The sequence below is a fragment of the Streptomyces telluris genome (assembly GCF_024519335.1).
Lineage (GTDB): Bacteria > Actinomycetota > Actinomycetes > Streptomycetales > Streptomycetaceae > Streptomyces > Streptomyces telluris.
Genome location: NZ_JANIID010000014.1, coordinates 42037 through 58312 on the forward strand (window position 1 = coordinate 42037; position 16276 = coordinate 58312).

19 protein-coding genes are annotated in these 16276 nt (G+C 73.8%); 7 read left to right on the top strand and 12 right to left on the bottom strand.

Annotated features, from left to right (window positions below; translation table 11 throughout):
- Nucleotides 1-2 precede the first annotated feature (2 nt).
- The gene (locus NQU55_RS16945) at nucleotides 3-758 is read left to right on the top strand and encodes an SDR family oxidoreductase (protein WP_168091285.1); all 756 of its coding nucleotides are present in this window, start codon (nucleotides 3-5) and stop codon (nucleotides 756-758) included.
- A gap of 8 nt (nucleotides 759-766) precedes the next feature.
- Here the strand turns inward: NQU55_RS16945 and amaP are convergent, their stop codons facing one another.
- The 5 genes from amaP to NQU55_RS16970 all read right to left on the bottom strand — a co-directional run bounded on the left by amaP (nucleotide 767) and on the right by NQU55_RS16970 (nucleotide 3069).
- Nucleotides 767-1372 carry an alkaline shock response membrane anchor protein AmaP gene (amaP, locus tag NQU55_RS16950; protein WP_168091284.1) on the bottom strand — a complete coding sequence of 202 codons (606 nt, stop codon included), beginning with the start codon at nucleotides 1370-1372 and terminating at the stop codon, nucleotides 767-769.
- Nucleotides 1373-1376: 4 nt separating this feature from the next.
- On the bottom strand, nucleotides 1377-1979 hold the full coding sequence (locus tag NQU55_RS16955) for a DUF6286 domain-containing protein (protein WP_206328936.1): 603 nt from the start codon (nucleotides 1977-1979) through the stop codon (nucleotides 1377-1379).
- The gene (locus NQU55_RS16960; RefSeq protein ID WP_168091306.1) at nucleotides 1976-2359 is read right to left on the bottom strand and encodes an Asp23/Gls24 family envelope stress response protein; all 384 of its coding nucleotides are present in this window, start codon (nucleotides 2357-2359) and stop codon (nucleotides 1976-1978) included. Before NQU55_RS16960 ends, NQU55_RS16955 begins: the two co-directional genes overlap by 4 nt.
- Nucleotides 2360-2431: 72 nt before the next feature.
- A complete protein-coding gene (locus tag NQU55_RS16965; RefSeq protein WP_168091283.1) occupies nucleotides 2432-2629 on the bottom strand; it encodes a hypothetical protein in 198 nt (65 codons plus the stop codon).
- Between the two features lie 11 nt (nucleotides 2630-2640).
- Entirely contained in the window at nucleotides 2641-3069 is a 429-nt protein-coding gene (locus NQU55_RS16970) for an Asp23/Gls24 family envelope stress response protein (RefSeq protein ID WP_168091282.1), read from the bottom strand.
- 225 nt (nucleotides 3070-3294) lie between these two features.
- On the opposite strand from NQU55_RS16970, the gene NQU55_RS16975 reads away from it, so the two are divergent.
- The 3 genes from NQU55_RS16975 to NQU55_RS16985 all read left to right on the top strand — a co-directional run bounded on the left by NQU55_RS16975 (nucleotide 3295) and on the right by NQU55_RS16985 (nucleotide 5673).
- Nucleotides 3295-3987 (top strand): nucleopolyhedrovirus P10 family protein, encoded by a 693-nt coding sequence (locus NQU55_RS16975; RefSeq protein WP_168091281.1) that lies wholly within the window; start codon nucleotides 3295-3297, stop codon nucleotides 3985-3987.
- 43 nt (nucleotides 3988-4030) lie between these two features.
- A complete protein-coding gene (locus NQU55_RS16980; RefSeq protein WP_168091280.1) occupies nucleotides 4031-4831 on the top strand; it encodes a hypothetical protein in 801 nt (266 codons plus the stop codon).
- A gap of 68 nt (nucleotides 4832-4899) precedes the next feature.
- Nucleotides 4900-5673 (top strand): hypothetical protein, encoded by a 774-nt coding sequence (locus NQU55_RS16985; protein WP_168091279.1) that lies wholly within the window; start codon nucleotides 4900-4902, stop codon nucleotides 5671-5673.
- A gap of 16 nt (nucleotides 5674-5689) precedes the next feature.
- Here the strand turns inward: NQU55_RS16985 and NQU55_RS16990 are convergent, their stop codons facing one another.
- The 4 genes from NQU55_RS16990 to NQU55_RS17005 form a co-directional block, all read right to left on the bottom strand.
- Nucleotides 5690-6481 carry an enoyl-CoA hydratase/isomerase family protein gene (locus NQU55_RS16990; protein ID WP_168091278.1) on the bottom strand — a complete coding sequence of 264 codons (792 nt, stop codon included), beginning with the start codon at nucleotides 6479-6481 and terminating at the stop codon, nucleotides 5690-5692.
- Between the two features lie 118 nt (nucleotides 6482-6599).
- The gene (locus tag NQU55_RS16995; RefSeq protein WP_030366669.1) at nucleotides 6600-6821 is read right to left on the bottom strand and encodes a helix-turn-helix domain-containing protein; all 222 of its coding nucleotides are present in this window, start codon (nucleotides 6819-6821) and stop codon (nucleotides 6600-6602) included.
- A 369-nt stretch (nucleotides 6822-7190) separates the two neighbouring features.
- Entirely contained in the window at nucleotides 7191-8789 is a 1599-nt protein-coding gene (locus NQU55_RS17000; protein ID WP_058044985.1) for an ABC-F family ATP-binding cassette domain-containing protein, read from the bottom strand.
- A 363-nt stretch (nucleotides 8790-9152) separates the two neighbouring features.
- Complete coding sequence (locus NQU55_RS17005; protein WP_168095985.1) at nucleotides 9153-9827, bottom strand: hypothetical protein; 675 nt, start codon at nucleotides 9825-9827, stop codon at nucleotides 9153-9155.
- A gap of 142 nt (nucleotides 9828-9969) precedes the next feature.
- Here NQU55_RS17005 and ypfJ point away from each other — a divergent pair, with 142 nt between their 5' ends.
- Together ypfJ and NQU55_RS17015 are read left to right on the top strand one after the other, a co-directional pair.
- Entirely contained in the window at nucleotides 9970-10857 is an 888-nt protein-coding gene (gene ypfJ / locus NQU55_RS17010) for a KPN_02809 family neutral zinc metallopeptidase (RefSeq protein WP_168095984.1), read from the top strand.
- Between the two features lie 42 nt (nucleotides 10858-10899).
- The gene (locus NQU55_RS17015; protein ID WP_168095983.1) at nucleotides 10900-11301 is read left to right on the top strand and encodes a VOC family protein; all 402 of its coding nucleotides are present in this window, start codon (nucleotides 10900-10902) and stop codon (nucleotides 11299-11301) included.
- A 58-nt stretch (nucleotides 11302-11359) separates the two neighbouring features.
- On the opposite strand, the gene NQU55_RS17020 is transcribed toward NQU55_RS17015, so the two are convergent.
- The 3 genes from NQU55_RS17020 to NQU55_RS17030 form a co-directional block, all read right to left on the bottom strand.
- Complete coding sequence (locus NQU55_RS17020) at nucleotides 11360-12775, bottom strand: hypothetical protein (protein WP_256790791.1); 1416 nt, start codon at nucleotides 12773-12775, stop codon at nucleotides 11360-11362.
- Between the two features lie 111 nt (nucleotides 12776-12886).
- Nucleotides 12887-14014: an alpha/beta hydrolase gene (locus tag NQU55_RS17025; RefSeq protein ID WP_168093114.1), complete on the bottom strand. Its 1128-nt coding sequence runs from the start codon at nucleotides 14012-14014 to the stop codon at nucleotides 12887-12889.
- Nucleotides 14015-14213: 199 nt separating this feature from the next.
- Nucleotides 14214-14879 carry a class II aldolase/adducin family protein gene (locus tag NQU55_RS17030; protein ID WP_240976387.1) on the bottom strand — a complete coding sequence of 222 codons (666 nt, stop codon included), beginning with the start codon at nucleotides 14877-14879 and terminating at the stop codon, nucleotides 14214-14216.
- Nucleotides 14880-15029: 150 nt separating this feature from the next.
- On the opposite strand from NQU55_RS17030, the gene NQU55_RS17035 reads away from it, so the two are divergent.
- On the top strand, nucleotides 15030-16274 hold the full coding sequence (locus NQU55_RS17035; RefSeq protein WP_168093112.1) for an inorganic phosphate transporter: 1245 nt from the start codon (nucleotides 15030-15032) through the stop codon (nucleotides 16272-16274).
- The last annotated feature ends 2 nt before the right edge of the window (nucleotides 16275-16276 follow it).

Genomic DNA, 16276 nt, shown 5'->3' on the forward strand with positions numbered 1-16276 from the left:
CCATGGATCTGGGACTGAAGGACCGCACGTACGTCCTCACCGGCGCGACCAGGGGCCTGGGCAACGCCACGGCCGGGGAGCTCATCGCCGACGGCGCGAAGGCCGTCATCACCGGCCGCACGGAGGAATCCGCCCGCAAGGCCGCCGCGGCCCTGGGCCCCGACGCCCTCGGCGTGGCGGCCGACAACGCCGACCCCGCCACCCCGGACCGCGTGATCGCCGCGGCCCGCGGCCACTTCGGCCGCTTCGACGGCATCCTCATCAGCGTGGGCGGCCCGCCGGCGGGGACCACGGCGGACGTCACCGACGACCAGTGGCACAGGGCGGTCGACACGATCTTCCTCGGGGCGGTCCGCCTGGCCCGCACGGCGGCCGCCGCCCTCACGGAAGGAGGCGTGATCGCCTTCGTCCTCTCCGCATCGGTCCACGAACCGATCCCGGGCCTGACGGTCTCCAACGCCCTGCGCCCGGGCCTGGCGGGCTTCGCGAAATCCCTCTCGGCCGAACTGGGCCCGCGGGGCATCCGCGTGGTGGGCCTCCTCCCCCACCGCATCGACACCGACAGGGTCAGAGAGCTGGACGCCCTCTCGGACGACCCGCAAAGAACACGGCAGCACCACACGGCGCAGATCCCCCTCGGCCGCTACGGCACCCCCGCCGAATTCGGCAAGGCGGCGGCCTTCCTGCTCTCCCCCGCGGCGTCCTACCTCACCGGCATCATGCTCCCGGTGGACGGCGGCGCGCACCACGGCTTCTGACCCCGCGGTCACCCCACCCGTTCGGCCCGGTGCCGGACGGCCCTCAACCGCACCTCCACCGGCAGCCGCCCCACCCCCGCCGACAACCGCGCGTGCTCCAGCGCCTCCCCGTCCAGCCGCGCCAGCGCCACGGCCGGCGAGGCGTGCGGCGCCAGCGTCAGCCCCACCCGCGCCTCCGGCGCCGTCCGCCGCCCGAGCAGCGCGACGAGCGCCCGCTCCACGCCCTCCAGCGCCTCGGCCTCCGCGCAGACCGCCTCCTCCAGCGCCCGCCCCCGCAGGACCGCCTCTTCGCCGTCCCCGCTGTCCACGACCAGTTCCCTCAGGCGCCGCCGCCTCACCTGCGCCAGCAACCACCACACCGCCAGCAGGACCACCACGGCGAGCGCGGCGATGACCGCCGGCCACCACCACCCCTCGCCGCGCCACTTCACCTGCGCGGCCCGGCTCAGCAGCACGTCCCGCGGCCCGGCGAACGGCCAGGCCGACGGCAGGGACAGCCCCCACCGCCGCCGCAGGTCGAGCGACCCGGCGAGGACCGCCGCGCCGCCCCCGGCCAGGACCAGCCCGGCGACTCCCACCAGCACCCGGTTGACGGCCTTCAGCACGGCCCCCACATCCTCACCGCTTCACCGGCCGGTTCACCCGCACCGAAACCCCGGGCTCATGCGCAAGCCCCAACTTCCGCACCCCTTCGGCGATCACCGCGTCCACATCCGCCCGTACGTCGTCCAGGTCCCGGAAGTGGGACTGGGCCCGCACCCGCACCCGGCGCCGCCCGACACCGACCCGTACCGACCGCACGCCCGCCACCTCCATGGCCCGGTCCCGCAGCACCAGCGCCGCGGCCCGCCGGTCGATGCCGGCCCTGAGGTCCGCGCGGTCGCGCCGCATCGGCAGGACGGACCGCAGCCCGGGCGTGACGGCGAGGACGATCAGCCACACGCCCACCACCACGGCCACGCCGGCGCAGGCGACGATCCACGCGTCCTCCAGGGGGCGGGTGGCCAGCTCGTGCGCGAGCCTGCGCCGCCATCCCATGGCGGGCCGGTGCGCGCGGACGGCCGCCACGTCGTACAGGAAGACACCGGCCGCCCCCAGCACCACCGCGGCCACCAGGAACGCCGGGACGCGCCGCACGGACCAGAACCGCCGCGCAGGCGCCCGGACCGCGCCCCCGCCTGCGCCTTCGTCCTCACGCGCCGCTTCCTCGCCCGCGCTCACCGCACCCGCTCCCGCCCCGCCGACACCGTGTGCACGGAGTGCAGCCGCTCCACACTGACCGCGACCTCCGGCACCTCCATCCCCGCGAGAGCGCGCACCCGCTCGGCGATCCGCCGCCGCACGGCACCGCACTGCGCCCCGATGTCCGACGGATAGGCCAGCTCGACGGCGACCCGGACCCGCGCGACGTCGTCGTGCACGGTGACCGTGGCGTACGGCGGGGAGACCTCCGCGCCGGCCGTCGAAGCGCCCGTCGCCGGGGCACCCGCCGGTGCCCCTCTTGCCGGAGCGCCGCTCAGCGCCTCCCGCGCCGCCTGCGAAGCGATCTTCGCGACGACGCGGTCGGCGATCCGGGTCGCACCGCGCTCAGCGGCCTCCACCACCGGCCGTCACCCCCTTCGCACCGCTCGCACTGCTCACACACCTCACACCCGTCGCGGCGGTCCCGTACGTCACCGCCGCCGCCCCTCCCGGTCCCGGTCCCGGGGACGGAAGAACTCCCCCGGATCCAGGTCCCCGTCCAGGAAGCGGCCCACCACGAACCCGACCGCGCCCAGGGCAGCCACAAGCAGAAAGGCTCCGAACCCGCCGAAGTACCCGGCGAACCCGAGCGCCAAGCCGGCGATCATGCCGACGACGGCCATGCTCATCCTGCGCTCCTCTACTGGAGCCTCGGCTCCGGCTCTTCCTCTTCCTCGTCGGGCAGCTTGACGTCGCTGACGGCGATGTTGACCTCGACGACTTCGAGGCCGGTCATGCGCTCCACCGCCGCGATGACGTTCTCCCGGACGGAGCGGGCGACATCCGCGATGGCCACTCCGTAATCCACGACGATCTCCAGGTCGAGGGCCGTCTGGACCTCGCCGACCTCGGCCTTCACCCCGCGGGCGACGGACCTGCCGCCCCCGGGCACCCGGTCGCGGACGGCGCCGAAGGTGCGGGAGAGGCCGCTGCCCATCGCGTGGACGCCGACGACGTCCCGCGCCGCGAGCCCGGCGATCTTCTCCACGACCCCGTCGGCGATGGTGGTGCGGCCACGGTCGGCCGGCGCGGTCGGAACGGTCTCCTTGCCGCTAACGGTCTCGCTCATCGTCCATTCGCCTCTTTCCCGTGAAAGGAAACGCCATGGCTGACGCTGACGGGCTCCGTTTGCCACCTTAGGTGCGGTTCACCCGTACCGCTCGGGGGATCCGGGGGAAACGGCCGGAGCGGACCGCTGTCCGAGTGAGCCCTCCGTCCGGAACGCGCCGGGTGGGGCAGGCTGAAGACGAGGGGGCGGCGAAGGCCTGCCCCACAGGGCTGAGGGGTGACCACGATGGCCGCGGACCAGTGGGCACAGACCGTACGGCGGCAGCTCGCCCTGGGCAGGCTGCTCCCCTTGGGCGGCGCGGCGGACGGCGCCTGGATCACGGAGTCGGCGGCCGTGGGCGTACTGCGCCGTGCGGCGCACGCCGCGCTCCCGGCGGTGCGTCTGAACGCGGTCCGCATCGCCCTCACCAAGGCGGCCGCCCCACCGGCGGTGCCGCCGCCCCCGAGCGCCCTCCCGCCGGGGCCCCTGCGCATCGAGGCGGACTGCGCGACGACGGCGGACGCCCCGTTCCCGGAGACGGCGGCCCGGCTGCGGGAGGTGCTGGGGCGGGCCGCGGCGGAGCGGATCGGCCTGCGCGTGGAGGCGATCGACCTGCGGCTGACGGAACTGCTGGACGACAGGCCGGCCCGGGACGGGCGGGACGACGCCGCCGCACCACCTCCGCCCCAGCCTCCGCCCCCGGCCGGCCAGGACCCCCTCGTCCGGGCGGCCCTCTCCGTCCGGGGCGTCGTGCGCGCGACGCTGCGGACCCGGGGCGGCGATCACGTCCAGGCGGACATCGCCGTGACGGCGGAGCGCCGCGCACTGGATGCGGCGCGCGACGTCCGTGCGGCGGTGGCCGAGGCGTCTGCGCAGGTCGTACCGCCACCGTCGACGGCGTCTGTCATGATCACAACGATAGAATCCCCGCCTGTTTGATCAAGGCGGGGGCGCAGCGGCATGCCCCCGAGAGGGGCATGGCATGGCGGGCAGCGCAACGAGTTCATCCGACGACGGCAAGATAGTCGCCTTCATCTCCAGCGCCGCGGAAGCGGCCGGTTGGCTGGGCTTCGGCCGCGAGATGCTCGCGGAGTACGACACGGAGTCCCTCCGTTACCTCCAGGGGTTCCGGGCCTTCGCCGGCACGGTGGCGACGTTCGCCCTCGTCTGGACGTACGGTGTGGACGGCGGCTGGAGCGCGGTCCTGGAAGACGGGCTGACCAAGCTGTTCCTGGCACCGCTGGTGCTCATCGTCGCCGGGCCCCTGGTGATCACCGGATTCATCTTCTACGCGCCGAGGGAGCTCCGCCCGGAGCTCCGGTGGCGCCTGCAGTTCCCGCTGAAGACCGTGGGCGCCTACCTGGGCGCGCCCCTCGCCGGGGCCGGAGTGGCCGCCGGAACGTGGTGGCTGATCCTCAACTACATCTTCCCCTGGAAGTTCGGGCTGGTCATCGGCCCGCTGATCGCCCTGCTCCTGACCTTCTGGCTGCTCCTCGGCCTGCTCTGGCTGGCCGCCTTCCTCTTCTTCGCCTCCGGCGTCGTCGCCCGCACCGCCTTCAACACCGGCGTCGTGCACCCCATGCTGCCCGCGGTGTTCACCACGATCGTCGTCTGGACGCTCAACTTCGTCTCGCTCGGCGACGGCCTCCCCAACGGGCCCCTGTCCATAAAGATCGCGGCCTTCCTCGGCGGCCCGCTCTCCGTCACCGCCCTCTGCGCCTGGGAGCTGTACGTCCTGCGCACCCGTCACCGCATCCGCATCCGCGGGGCGGTCGCCGCGTAAGCCCCGGATAAGCTTCCGCGGAAAAATCTTCACAGGAACACAGCAGGAACACAGGGGGAGAAAGAATCATGGCGCTGAGACAACTGCTGGCGTTCGGCGGCAGCACCTGGCTGGGAGGCGTACGCCACGCCCGCCGCCACGCCAACAGCATCTTCGCCACCGCCGGCCCCGGCCGCACGACCGACCCGTCCATAGGCCGGGTCCAGACGGCACGGGCCGTCGTCGGCGCCCTCACCACGTTCGGGCTGGTATCCGTCTACGGCGTCGACGGCGGCTGGAGCGCGGTGTTCGAGGACGGGCTCACCAAGCTGTTCGCGGCGCCGCTGGTCCTGCTGCTCGTCGGCCCGCTCGTCATCGCCGGCTTCATCTGGTACGTGCCGCCGCAGCACCGCCCGGTGCTGCGCTCACGGCTGCGCTACCCGCTCAAGGCCATCGGCTGGTACCTGGGCGTCCCGCTCGGCACGATCGCGGGATACACGATCGTGACCCTGCTGCTCAAGGCCACGCAAGGGATCTTCGCCGCCCAGGCGGTCATCTCCCTGTTCGTCCTCATCGTGGCCCTGCCGTTCACGATCTGGGCGGCGGCCTTCCTGTTCTTCTCCTCCGGCGCCGCCGCCCGATACGCCTTCAACACGGCCGATGTGCACGCCGCGCTGCCGGCCGTCCTCACGGCCGTCCTCGTGTGGGTGCTGAACATCGTCCAGCTCGGTGACGGCCTGCCGAACGGGCCGCTGGCCGTGCAGATAGCCGCCTTCCTCGGCGGACCCCTGTCCGTCACGGCCGTCTCCGTCTGGGAGCTGCACGTGCTGCGCACCCGCCACAACGTCCGCGTCCGCGGCTGAGACGCGGAAGGGAGGCTTACTCCCCCAGCCCCGCCAGGTCCCGCAGGCGCCGCCCCTGGGCGGCGCGCTCGGCGGCGCGCTGGTCGTCGTACGTACGTCCGGCCGCGCCGCGCAGCAGCGCCTTGGTCTCGACGACGGCGTCCCGCGGTGCGGCGAGGACGGCCGCGGCGAGGTCCTGGACGGCGGCGGCGAGCTCTTCCGCGGGCACGACCAGGTTGGCGAGGCCCGTGCGCTCGGCCTCCTCGGCGTGTACGAAGCGCCCGGTGGCGCAGATTTCCAGCGCGCGGGCGTAGCCGACGAGGGCGACCAGCGGCTGGGTGCCGCCCAGGTCGGGCACCAGGCCCAGGCTGGGCTCGCGCATGGCGAACTGCACGTCCTCGGCGCAGACCCGCAGGTCGCAGGCGAGGGCGAGCTGGAAGCCGGCGCCTATCGCATGGCCCTGGACGGCGGCGATGGAGACGATGTCGTTCCGTCGCCACCAGGTGAAGGCGGACTGGTACGCGGAGATCTCGGCGTCGAGCGCCTCTTCGGAGCCGCGGGCCAGATCGAGGAACGAGGGCTCGCCCTCGAAGCCCTCGGGGGTGAAGGCCTGCCGGTCGAGACCGGCCGAGAAGGACTTGCCCTCCCCGCGCAGCACGACGATCCGCACGCTGCCCGGGAGCAGCCGTCCGGCGTCGGTCAGCGCCCGCCAGAGTGCGGGCGACTGGGCATTGCGCTTGGCGGGGTTGGTGAGCGTGACGGTGGCCACCGCGTCATCCACGGTGAGCCGTACGCCGTCCTGGTCGAGCAGAGTCTTGGGGGTAGTCATCAGGGCCTCCGATCGGACTACTGCACAGTAGGTGACTGCACAGTAACCACCCGGTCGACTGCTCGACCGACCGGGTGGCACTGTCCACACTGTCGGTTGCCCTGGGGTGCGCGGGGCGTCAGGCCGAGGCGGCCTTCTTGCCGCGCGTCGCTCCGCCGCGACCCCGGAGGATCACGCCGGATTCACTGAGCATCCGGTGAACGAAGCCGTAGGAGCGGCCGGTCTCTTCGGCCAGCGCCCTGATGCTCGCACCGGAGTCGTACTTCTTCTTCAGGTCTGCCGCGAGCTTTTCGCGCGCGGCGCCGGTCACCCGGCTGCCCTTCTTCAGAGTCTCGGCCACCCGTGCCTCCTCATGGGAGATGCGCCTCTTGACTCTCATGATCACCCCTATACGGCCTCCTGGCCACCCATTCGACAAGGTCCATGAGAAGTCCGCGGGCCCCGGCGGCCCTGAATTCCGCCGCCGACGGGCCTTGGAACAGGAAATTCCGAGTGGGCGCGCTCGTACGACCGTACGGGTGGCGTAGCGAAGGGGCAGGTCAGACGGGGCACTCCCGCCCGGTGGTGCGAACGCCCCGGCGCATGACACTGGTCGTGCGCCGGGGCGTCGGCCGGCAGCGGGGTACGAGCCGCTCTCACTCAGATGATGGATCACCCGTCGGCCGAATGATCGGGACGGCACCGATCACGCCCGGTACGGGGCGGGGGGTCAGGCGAGGGCCACCAGGTCCGCGTAGTCCGGGCCCCAGAGGTCCTCGACGCCGTCCGGCAGCAGGATGATGCGCTCCGGCTCGAGCGCGTCGACGGCGCCCTCGTCGTGCGTCACCAGCACCACAGCGCCCTTGTACGTGCGCAGCGCGCCGAGGATCTCCTCGCGGCTGGCCGGGTCGAGGTTGTTGGTGGGCTCGTCGAGCAGCAGCACGTTGGCGGAGGAGACGACCAGGGTGGCCAGGGCCAGGCGGGTCTTCTCGCCGCCGGACAGCACGCCCGCGGGCTTGTCGACGTCGTCGCCGGAGAAGAGGAAGGAGCCCAGCGTCTTGCGGACCTCGACCAGGTCGAGGTCGGGCGCGGAGGAGCGCATGTTCTCCAGGACCGTGCGGTCCGGGTCGAGCGTCTCGTGCTCCTGCGCGTAGTAGCCGAGCTTGAGGCCGTGGCCGGGGGTGACCTGGCCGGTGTCGGGCTTCTCGGCGCCGGCGAGCAGCCGCAGCAGCGTGGTCTTGCCCGCGCCGTTGAGGCCGAGGATGACCACGCGCGAGCCCTTGTCGATGGCCAGATCGACGTCGGTGAAGATCTCCAGGGAGCCGTAGGACTTCGACAGGCCCTCGGCCGTGAGCGGGGTCTTGCCGCACGGCGCGGGCTCCGGGAAGCGGAGCTTGGCGACCTTGTCGGAGACGCGGACCTCGTCCAGGCCCTTCAGCAGCCGCTCGGCGCGCTTGGCCATGTTCTGCGCGGCGACGGTCTTGGTGGCCTTGGCGCGCATCTTGTCGGCCTGCGAGTTGAGGGCGGCGGCCTTCTTCTCGGCATTCTGGCGCTCGCGCTTGCGGCGCTTCTCGTCGGCCTCGCGCTGCTGCTGGTAGAGCTTCCAGCCCATGTTGTAGACGTCGATCTGCGAGCGGTTCGCGTCGAGGTAGAAGACCTTGTTGACGACGGTCTCGACGAGGTCGACGTCGTGGGAGATCACGATGAAGCCGCCGCGGTACGTCTTGAGGTAGTCCCGCAGCCAGGCGATGGAGTCGGCGTCGAGGTGGTTGGTGGGCTCGTCGAGCAGCAGCACGTCGGCGTCGGAGAAGAGGATCCGGGCCAGCTCGACGCGGCGGCGCTGACCACCGGAGAGGGTGTGCAGGGGCTGGCCGAGGATGCGGTCGGGCAGGCCCAGGGCGGCCGCGATGGTGGCGGCCTCCGCCTCGGCGGCGTAGCCGCCCTTGGTGAGGAACTCGGTCTCCAGGCGGGCGTACTTCTTCATCGCGTTGTCGCGGGTGGCGCCCTTGCCGTTGGCCATGCGGTCCTCGTTCTCGCGCATCTTGCGCAGGACGGAGTCCAGGCCGCGGGCGGAGAGGATGCGGTCGCGGGCGAGCACGTCGAGGTCGCCGGTGCGCGGGTCCTGCGGGAGGTAGCCGACCTCGCCGGAACGGCTGATCGTGCCGCCCGCGGGCATGCCCTCGCCGGCCAGACACTTGGTGAGGGTGGTCTTGCCCGCGCCGTTGCGGCCCACGAGGCCGATGCGGTCGCCCTTCGCGATGCGGAAGGAGGCGTTCTCGATGAGGATGCGGGCGCCGGCGCGCAGCTCGATGCCGGAGGCGGTGATCACGGGGATTACTCCAGGGCGTGGTGGACGGCGGTGGGGACGGGAGGTGAACTCGGCAGCGCGCGGGCGGGCCCCTGCGGGCGCGCGGGCGACAGGCGGCCGGCGCCGTCTAATGCACGAGGAGGAATGCCATACCCATCAGTCTAACGGGGAAGCGCAACTCGCTTTCCGGGGCGGCCGGGCTGCGCCGGGCGGTGCCGTGGGGGCCGCGCCCCCCTGCATCCGCCGCAGCGGCGAACGACCACGACGGCGCATTCCGGTAGCGCCGCGCCCACCGCCGGCCCGGCACCGCCGACCAGCACCATCGGGCCTCTCGCCGTCGCGGCGGAGGAGATTTCCGGGGCCCGCCGCCGGCGCCGCGCGGGGTCAGGCGAAGGGGCTGTCCGCGGAGAACGCCGCGATCCGGGACGTCCACGGGGTTCCGGGGGCGCAGTGGCGCGCGATCAGGAGGACGCCGGTGCGGCGGGCCGTGCGGGAGGAGTCGAAGGCGCAGCCGGACCCCGCTTCGCGGTGCCACCGCAGGCCGCCGTCGCCGAGCGCGTAGGTGGTGACCAGCCGCGGGGTGACGACGGCCACGGCGCCCGGCTGCGCGCCGAGCAGCTGGAGGGTGCCGGGCGCGCGCCGGGCGGCCGGGGTCCCGGCCCAGCCGGGGGCGCCTCGGTGCCATACGGAGAGGGTGCCGTGGCGCAGGGCGGTGCCGGTGACCAGGCCGTCGTCCCAGAGGGCGACGGCCGCGCCGAGGGCGGGGCGGGCCTGGAGCGGGCGGTGGCCGTCCCGGGCGTACGTCCAGCGGCGCGCGCCCGTCTCCGGGTCGTACGCCTCCAGGCCGCCCCGCGCGAGGTGCAGCCGGGGCGCACGGGCGGCACCGGAGTGGGCCGGGCGGGCGGCGGCGTGCAGGGTGAGCCGGTCGCCGAAGGGGGCGTGCTGGACGTGCCGGGCCGCGGCGGCCAGCAGGACCAGGAGCAGGGTGGTGAGGAGCAGCGCGAGGGAGGCCGGGAAGGGGGTGCCGCGGCCGCCGCGCACCGTATCCGCCGTCGCCATGGGGACACTCCTTCCGTACCGTTTGTCCTGGATATCCGGGGCACCGCCGGACGACCCCGCCGACACGCCGGACCAGACACTTCCGCAATAGCCACAAATGGGGCGATTCGCCGATACTCAGGGATGGGAAGGCGGTGGGCGCATGCAGTTCGACGACGACGCGGGACTGGACACCTCCCAGGTCCAGGACGAGCGCGGCAGCCGGATCCCGGGCGGCGGGATGACCATCGGCGGCGGCGTCATCGGGCTGGTCGCGCTGGTGCTCGGGCTGTTCTTCGGCATCGGCCCGCAGGAGCTCGGGCTCACCTCCGAACCGGCGCCGGGCGGCACCACGCACAGCGACGCCCAGGTCGCCCGGGACTGCAGGACGGGCCGGGACGCCAACACCCGCGAGGACTGCCGGATCGTCGCCGTGGTCAACAGCGCCCAGTCCTTCTGGAGCCGGGAGTTCGCCCGGCGCTCGGCCGCCTACACGCCGGCGTCGACGGTCTTCTTCACCGGCCAGGTCCGCACGGCCTGCGGCACCGCGTCCTCGGCCGTCGGGCCCTTCTACTGCCCGGGCGACCGGAAGGTCTACCTCGACCTCGGGTTCTTCAACGAGCTGCGGACGAAGTTCGGGGCGAGCGGCGGCCCGTTCGCCGAGGCCTACGTCGTCGCGCACGAGTACGGGCACCACGTCCAGAACCTGATGGGCACGCTCGGCCGCTCCCAGGACGGCGGCACGGGCGCCGGGAGCAACGCCGTCAGGGTCGAGCTGCAGGCCGACTGCTACGCGGGGGTCTGGGCCCGGCACGCGACGACCACGCCCGAGAAGTCCACCGGACGCCCCCTGATCACACAGCTGACCGAGGCCGACATCGACGACGGGCTGTCGGCTGCCGCCGCCGTCGGCGACGACCGCATCCAGGAGAAGTTCCAGGGCCGGGTGACCCCCGAGAGCTGGACGCACGGCTCGGCCGCGCAGCGGCAGCAGTGGTTCAACACGGGGTACGGCACGGGGGACATGGCCCGGTGCAACACCTTCCGCTGACCGCTTCCGCCTACCATCCCGCCGACCGAGGAGTGACCCCAGATGACAGGCACGCACACGCCGAGCATCTACCCCACGCTGCTCTACCGCGACGCGAAGGCGGCGATCGCACAGCTCACCAAGGCGTTCGGCTTCGTCCAGGCCGCCCTGTACGAGAGTCAGGACGGCACGGTCCTGCACGCCGAACTCGCCTACGGCAACGGCAGGGTGATGATCGGTTCGAAGGGACGGGTGGGGGTGTTCGCCGAAGCCATGCGCGAGAGCGGGCCGGTGGGCGTCTACGTCGTGGTCGAGGACACCGACGTGCACTTCCGGCAGGCCGACAAGAGCGGCGTGGAGATCCTGATGCCGCCCACGGACCAGGAGTACGGCTCCCGGGACTACATGGCGCGGGACCTGGAGGGGAACGTGTGGAGCTTCGGGACGTACGTCCCGGCGGGGTGAGCCCGGCGCAGGCCGCGGGGACGGGGCCCGGCCCGCGGGCCGGGCCCCGTCCGGGCTCCTAGGCCCCGCCCGTGTGGACCTGGAAGGCGGCCTTGCGAACAGCCTTGGCCAAGGCCGGGTCCGGGTGCGCCGCCGCGAGGGCGACCAGCACCTGCACCGTGCGCGGGTGCCCCACCGCCCGCACCTCCTCCAGCAGCCCCGGCACGGTGCCCTGGACCGCCGAGTCGAGGTGCCGCACCAGCAGCCGGCTCTCCCCGTGGTCGGCGACGGCCGCGGCGGTGTCCACCCACAGCCAGGTGGCCTCCTCGCGGGTGAGCACCTCGGCGGCCTGCTCCGGGTCGCGGCCCTCGTGCTCGGCGAGCCACAGCAGGGCGTAGGGCCGCAGGCACGGCTCGTCGGCCACGGCCCGCACGGCCGGCTCCGCGGCCGCGCCGACCGCGCGCAGGGCCTCGAAGGCCAGGCCCCGCACGAGGGCGTCGTCGCCGCGGGCGGCGTCGAGGAGCTCGCTGAGGGCGCTGCCGGCGGGCCGGGCCGCCAGCCAGGCGCGGTACTCGGCGCGGGCCGGGCCCGGGGTGAGGTCGGCGCAGCCGCGCAGCATGGCCTCGGCGGACAGCTCGATGTTGCCCGCGGGGCTCTGGGCGGCGACGCAGATCTGCTCCAGCTTGACCCACACCGCCCAGTTGCCGAGCGGGGTCAGCACGGCTTCGGCCCCCGGCCCGGTGCCGCCGCCGGGCACGGCCAGGGCGCCGACGGAGGCGAGCCCTTCGAGGGCCCACGCCAGCAGCTCCTCCAGGGGGTCCTCGTCGGTGGGCGCGGACCGGGCCGGGGGCACCGGCCGGCCGCCGTAGGGCACTTCGCAGCGCTCGGCGCGGATCTCGGCGACGCGCTGCTGGAGCAGGTCGAGGAGCATCGGCACGGCCACCGGACCGGCCGACAGGTGCATGACGGACAGCAGTTGCGGCGCGGCCTCGACGACCTCGGCGACGACCGTCGCGTCGGTGCCCTCCGGCGCGGGGTGGGCGAGGGACCAGGCGTCGAAGAGGGCGACCCAGCCGCGCAGGACGGCGCCGTCGTCGCGGTCCCACGCCTGCAGGCGCCAGCCGGGGCGGGCGGTGCCGCCGTGCAGCTCGACGAGCCCGGCGAGGCGGGCGTGGTCCCAGTCGGTGCGCGCCTGGTGGGGCGTCAGGTGCAGGTCCGCGGCGGCCCGCTCGGCCGTCTCCGCGGAGAGCCCTCCGGTGGTGCCGGGGCGCAAGGTGGCGCCGCGGCCGCGCTCGTCGGCCGCCCAGCGGGCCACGCGGACCGCGCCGGTGAGACAGTTTCTGGCCTGCCGGGCCAGCTCCGCCGGTGCCGGCGTGCCGGCGGGCGGGCGGGGCGCCGGGCGGGAGCCACGGTTCGCCACGGCCCGGCGGGCAGCGGCGATCGGCTGTCGGGGGACAAGTCTGAGCCGGGAGTCGCGCGGAGTACGGGACGTCACAGGAGCAGTCTTGCCGCTGCCGCTCCGAAAACCCAATCGGAATCAATTGTCCAGCTGTCCACCATTCACTTCCTGCCGCTGGATCAGGGCTGCTTGGAGGCTGTGAGGGCGTCACATCAAGGGGATGAGGAACCTCCGCAGAGCCTCCTCGTAACGCCCCGGGGCGGCATTCCACATCGCGGCGTGCGGGGCCCGGGCGACGGTGTGCAGGACGATCAGATCGGGGCGGGCGGCCGCGAGTTCGCGTGACGTGCGCCACGGCGCGACGGTGTCGTCGGGACCGTGGGCGAGGAGCACGGGCAGGGTCAGCCGGGCCGGGTCCCGGACCCGGGCGAGCCCGTCGGGGGCCATTCCGGTCCGGCCACGGGCGGCGTGCAGGGCGAGCGGGAGCAGCGGGGCGGGCACGCCGCGGGCGGCGGCCAGGGAGTGCAGGGCGGCCGGCCAGTCGAGCACCGGCGAATCCATGACCAGGCCACTGATGTGCGGGCGCAGGGCGGGGTCGCCTGCGGCGAGCAGCGCCATGGTGGCGCCGGTGGACCAGCCGTGGAGGACGATGCGGCGGGCACCCTGGGCCAGGGCATAGCGGACAGCAGCGGCGAGATCATGCCATTCGGCCAGCCCGAAACGGCTGATTCCGTCCGGTGGCCCGGGGGCTCCGGAATCGCCCCGGTAGGCCAGGTCGAGGACCGGCAACCGGAGGCGGTGCAGGAGCGGCATGACGACCATCGGATGCTCCCGGGTGGCGCCCAGGCCGTGCACGGTGATCACCCAGGTCTCGCGGGCGGCGGGCAGGAACCAGGCGGGCAGCGGCCCGAGCTCGCCGGGGACCATGACGTCGGCGTGGTCCAGGCCGAGGGCGTCGCGGGGGTTCCCGGCGTGCAGCTGCGGCGTCATCCACACCCGGTCGCCCGGCTCGGGCACGCCGCGCGTGACGCCCTCCAGGCGGCGCACCACGGCGTCGGCGGCGTGCGGCGCGTCGTGGACGACGGCGCCGACGACGGCGTGCAGGCCGCTTCCGGTCAGCCCGTAGGTGCCCGGGCGCAGCGAGGCCCGGTCGCGGGTGAGGGTGATCAGGTCGCCGTCGACGGCGTGGACGGCGAGCCGCGGCTGGTCGGGCGGCGGGCCGCCCGGGGAAGCCCGGAGAGCGGCGTCGGAGGCGTACCGTCCGGCCGCCAGGGCGGCCGCACCGGCACCGAAAGCCGTGACGGCGGCCACGGCCGCCGTGGTCCGTATGCCCATGCTCTCCAGTGTGGGCGGCGGGGGCGGCGGCGGCCAGTGGGGGTTGCCTGCCGGCGGCGCCCGATCTTGTTGCCACCGCCACGGCGCGCAACCGGGACGCGCCGTCCCGGCGGTGCCGGACTCGCCGTCGGCTCGGCACCGCCGGATTCCGCCGCTGTGGCTGCTCGCCGCGCGGCGGAGTTTTGCCGTGTGGCGTAGGTCACGGCCGGGCGGCCTGCGGCCTTCCGTAGTCGCGGAGCTTCTCCATGGCCTCGGTTGCCTGGGCGGGAGTGAGGAGCGTGGGGGTGCGGCCGGGGAGGGAGGAGGCGGTGAGCCAGACCCGGCACATCCACTCCAGCTGGGCGGTGCGGTCGTACGCCTGGTCCAGGCTCGCGCCGTAGGTGAGGGTTCCGTGGTTGCGCAGGAGGCAGCCGGTGCGGCCGGCGAGGGCCTCCAGGGCGTGCGCGGCCAGCTCGTCGCTGCCGTACAGGGCGTAGGGGGCGACGCGGACCGGGCCGCCGAGCGCGCCGGCCATGTAGTGGATCAGCGGCAGCTCCTCGACGAGGGTGGAGACGGCCGTGGCGTGCACGGCGTGGGTGTGCACGATCGCGGCGGCGCCGGTGGCGCGGTAGACGGCGAGGTGCAGGGGGAGCTCGCTGGTGGGGGCCAGGTCGCCCAGGAGCGGACGCCCCTCCAGGTCGACGGCGACCAGGTCGCGCGGGGTCAGCCGGTCGTACGGGATGCCGCTCGGGGTGACGACGACGGCGTCCCCCACGCGCGCGGAGACGTTGCCCGAGGTGCCCACCACGAGGCCGTCGGCCGTGGTGCGCCGGGCCGTGGCCACGACGCCGTCCCACGCCCGGCGGATCTGTTCGCTCTCTCTCATTCGTCCCTCCGTCCGTCCTTGCTTCCGCCCCGCCATCCGTGCTCCGCCTCCGGTTCGCGTCATTGATCAGTCCGGCCCAGTTCACCTTCCGTTCACCAAGGGTCTTTACGGTCCACGCTGTACTGACCATCGAGCTGATTGCCTGGGTGAATGGAACACATCACGCTTCTCATCGGGATCGTGATCGTCACGGCCTTGGTGTTCGACTTTACGAACGGCTTCCACGACACGGCCAACGCCATGGCCACCACCATCTCCACCGGGGCGCTCAAGCCCAAGACCGCGGTGGCGATGTCGGCGGTCCTGAACCTCGTCGGGGCATTCCTGTCCGTCGAGGTGGCCAAGACCATCTCCGGGGGAATCATCGATGAGACCGCCGGCATCAGACCCGAAGTGATCTTCGCCGGTCTGGTGGGCGCCATCGTCTGGAACCTGCTGACCTGGCTCGCCGGGCTCCCCTCCAGCTCCTCCCACGCCCTCTTCGGCGGTCTGATCGGTGCGACGGTCGTCGCCGTCGGCTTCGACGCGGTCAACACCGACAAGGTCGTCATGAAGGTCCTGATCCCGGCCGTCGCCGCGCCGCTCGTGGCCGGCATCGCCGCCTGGTGCGCGACCCGGCTCACCTACCGGCTCACCAAGGGCCGCGACGAGCGCGAGACCGCCAAGGGCTACCGCGCCGGCCAGATCGCCTCGGCCGCCCTGGTCTCCCTCGCCCACGGCACCAACGACGCCCAGAAGACCATGGGCGTGATCACCCTCGCCCTCGTCGCCGGCGGCGTCGTCGCCCCGCACGCCGACCCGCCCATGTGGGTCATCGTCTCCGCGGGCCTGGCCATCGCGCTCGGCACGTACCTGGGCGGCTGGCGCATCATCCAGACCCTCGGCAAGGGCCTCACCGACATCAAGCCCGCGCAGGGCTTCGCCGCGCAGACCGGCGCCGCGACCGTGATCCTCGCCTCCTCGCACATCGGCTTCGCCCTCTCCACCACGCAGGTCTGCTCCGGCTCGATCATGGGCGCCGGTCTCGGCCGCAAGGGCGGCGTCGTGCGCTGGTCGACCGCCGGCCGCATGATCATGGCCTGGGGCCTGACCCTGCCGGCCGCGGGCCTGGTCGCCGGTGGCGCCGCCCTCCTCGCCGACCAGGGCGACTGGGGCGTCGCGGCGGTCGCCGTCCTCGGCCTGGCCGTCTCCGGCGCGATCTGGCTGGCCTCGCGCCGCAAGCCCGTCACCCACGAGGACCTGGATTCGCGCGAGGCCGGCACCGACGCCGAGCCGGCGGGTGTCGTCACCGCGGCCCTGCAGGCCGTCGCCCCGCCGCCGGCCGGCCCCCTGGCCGCCGCGGTCTCCCCCTCCCCCGAGGCCGGGCGGGCTCCTGCCGCCGCCACGGCGAGCTAAGG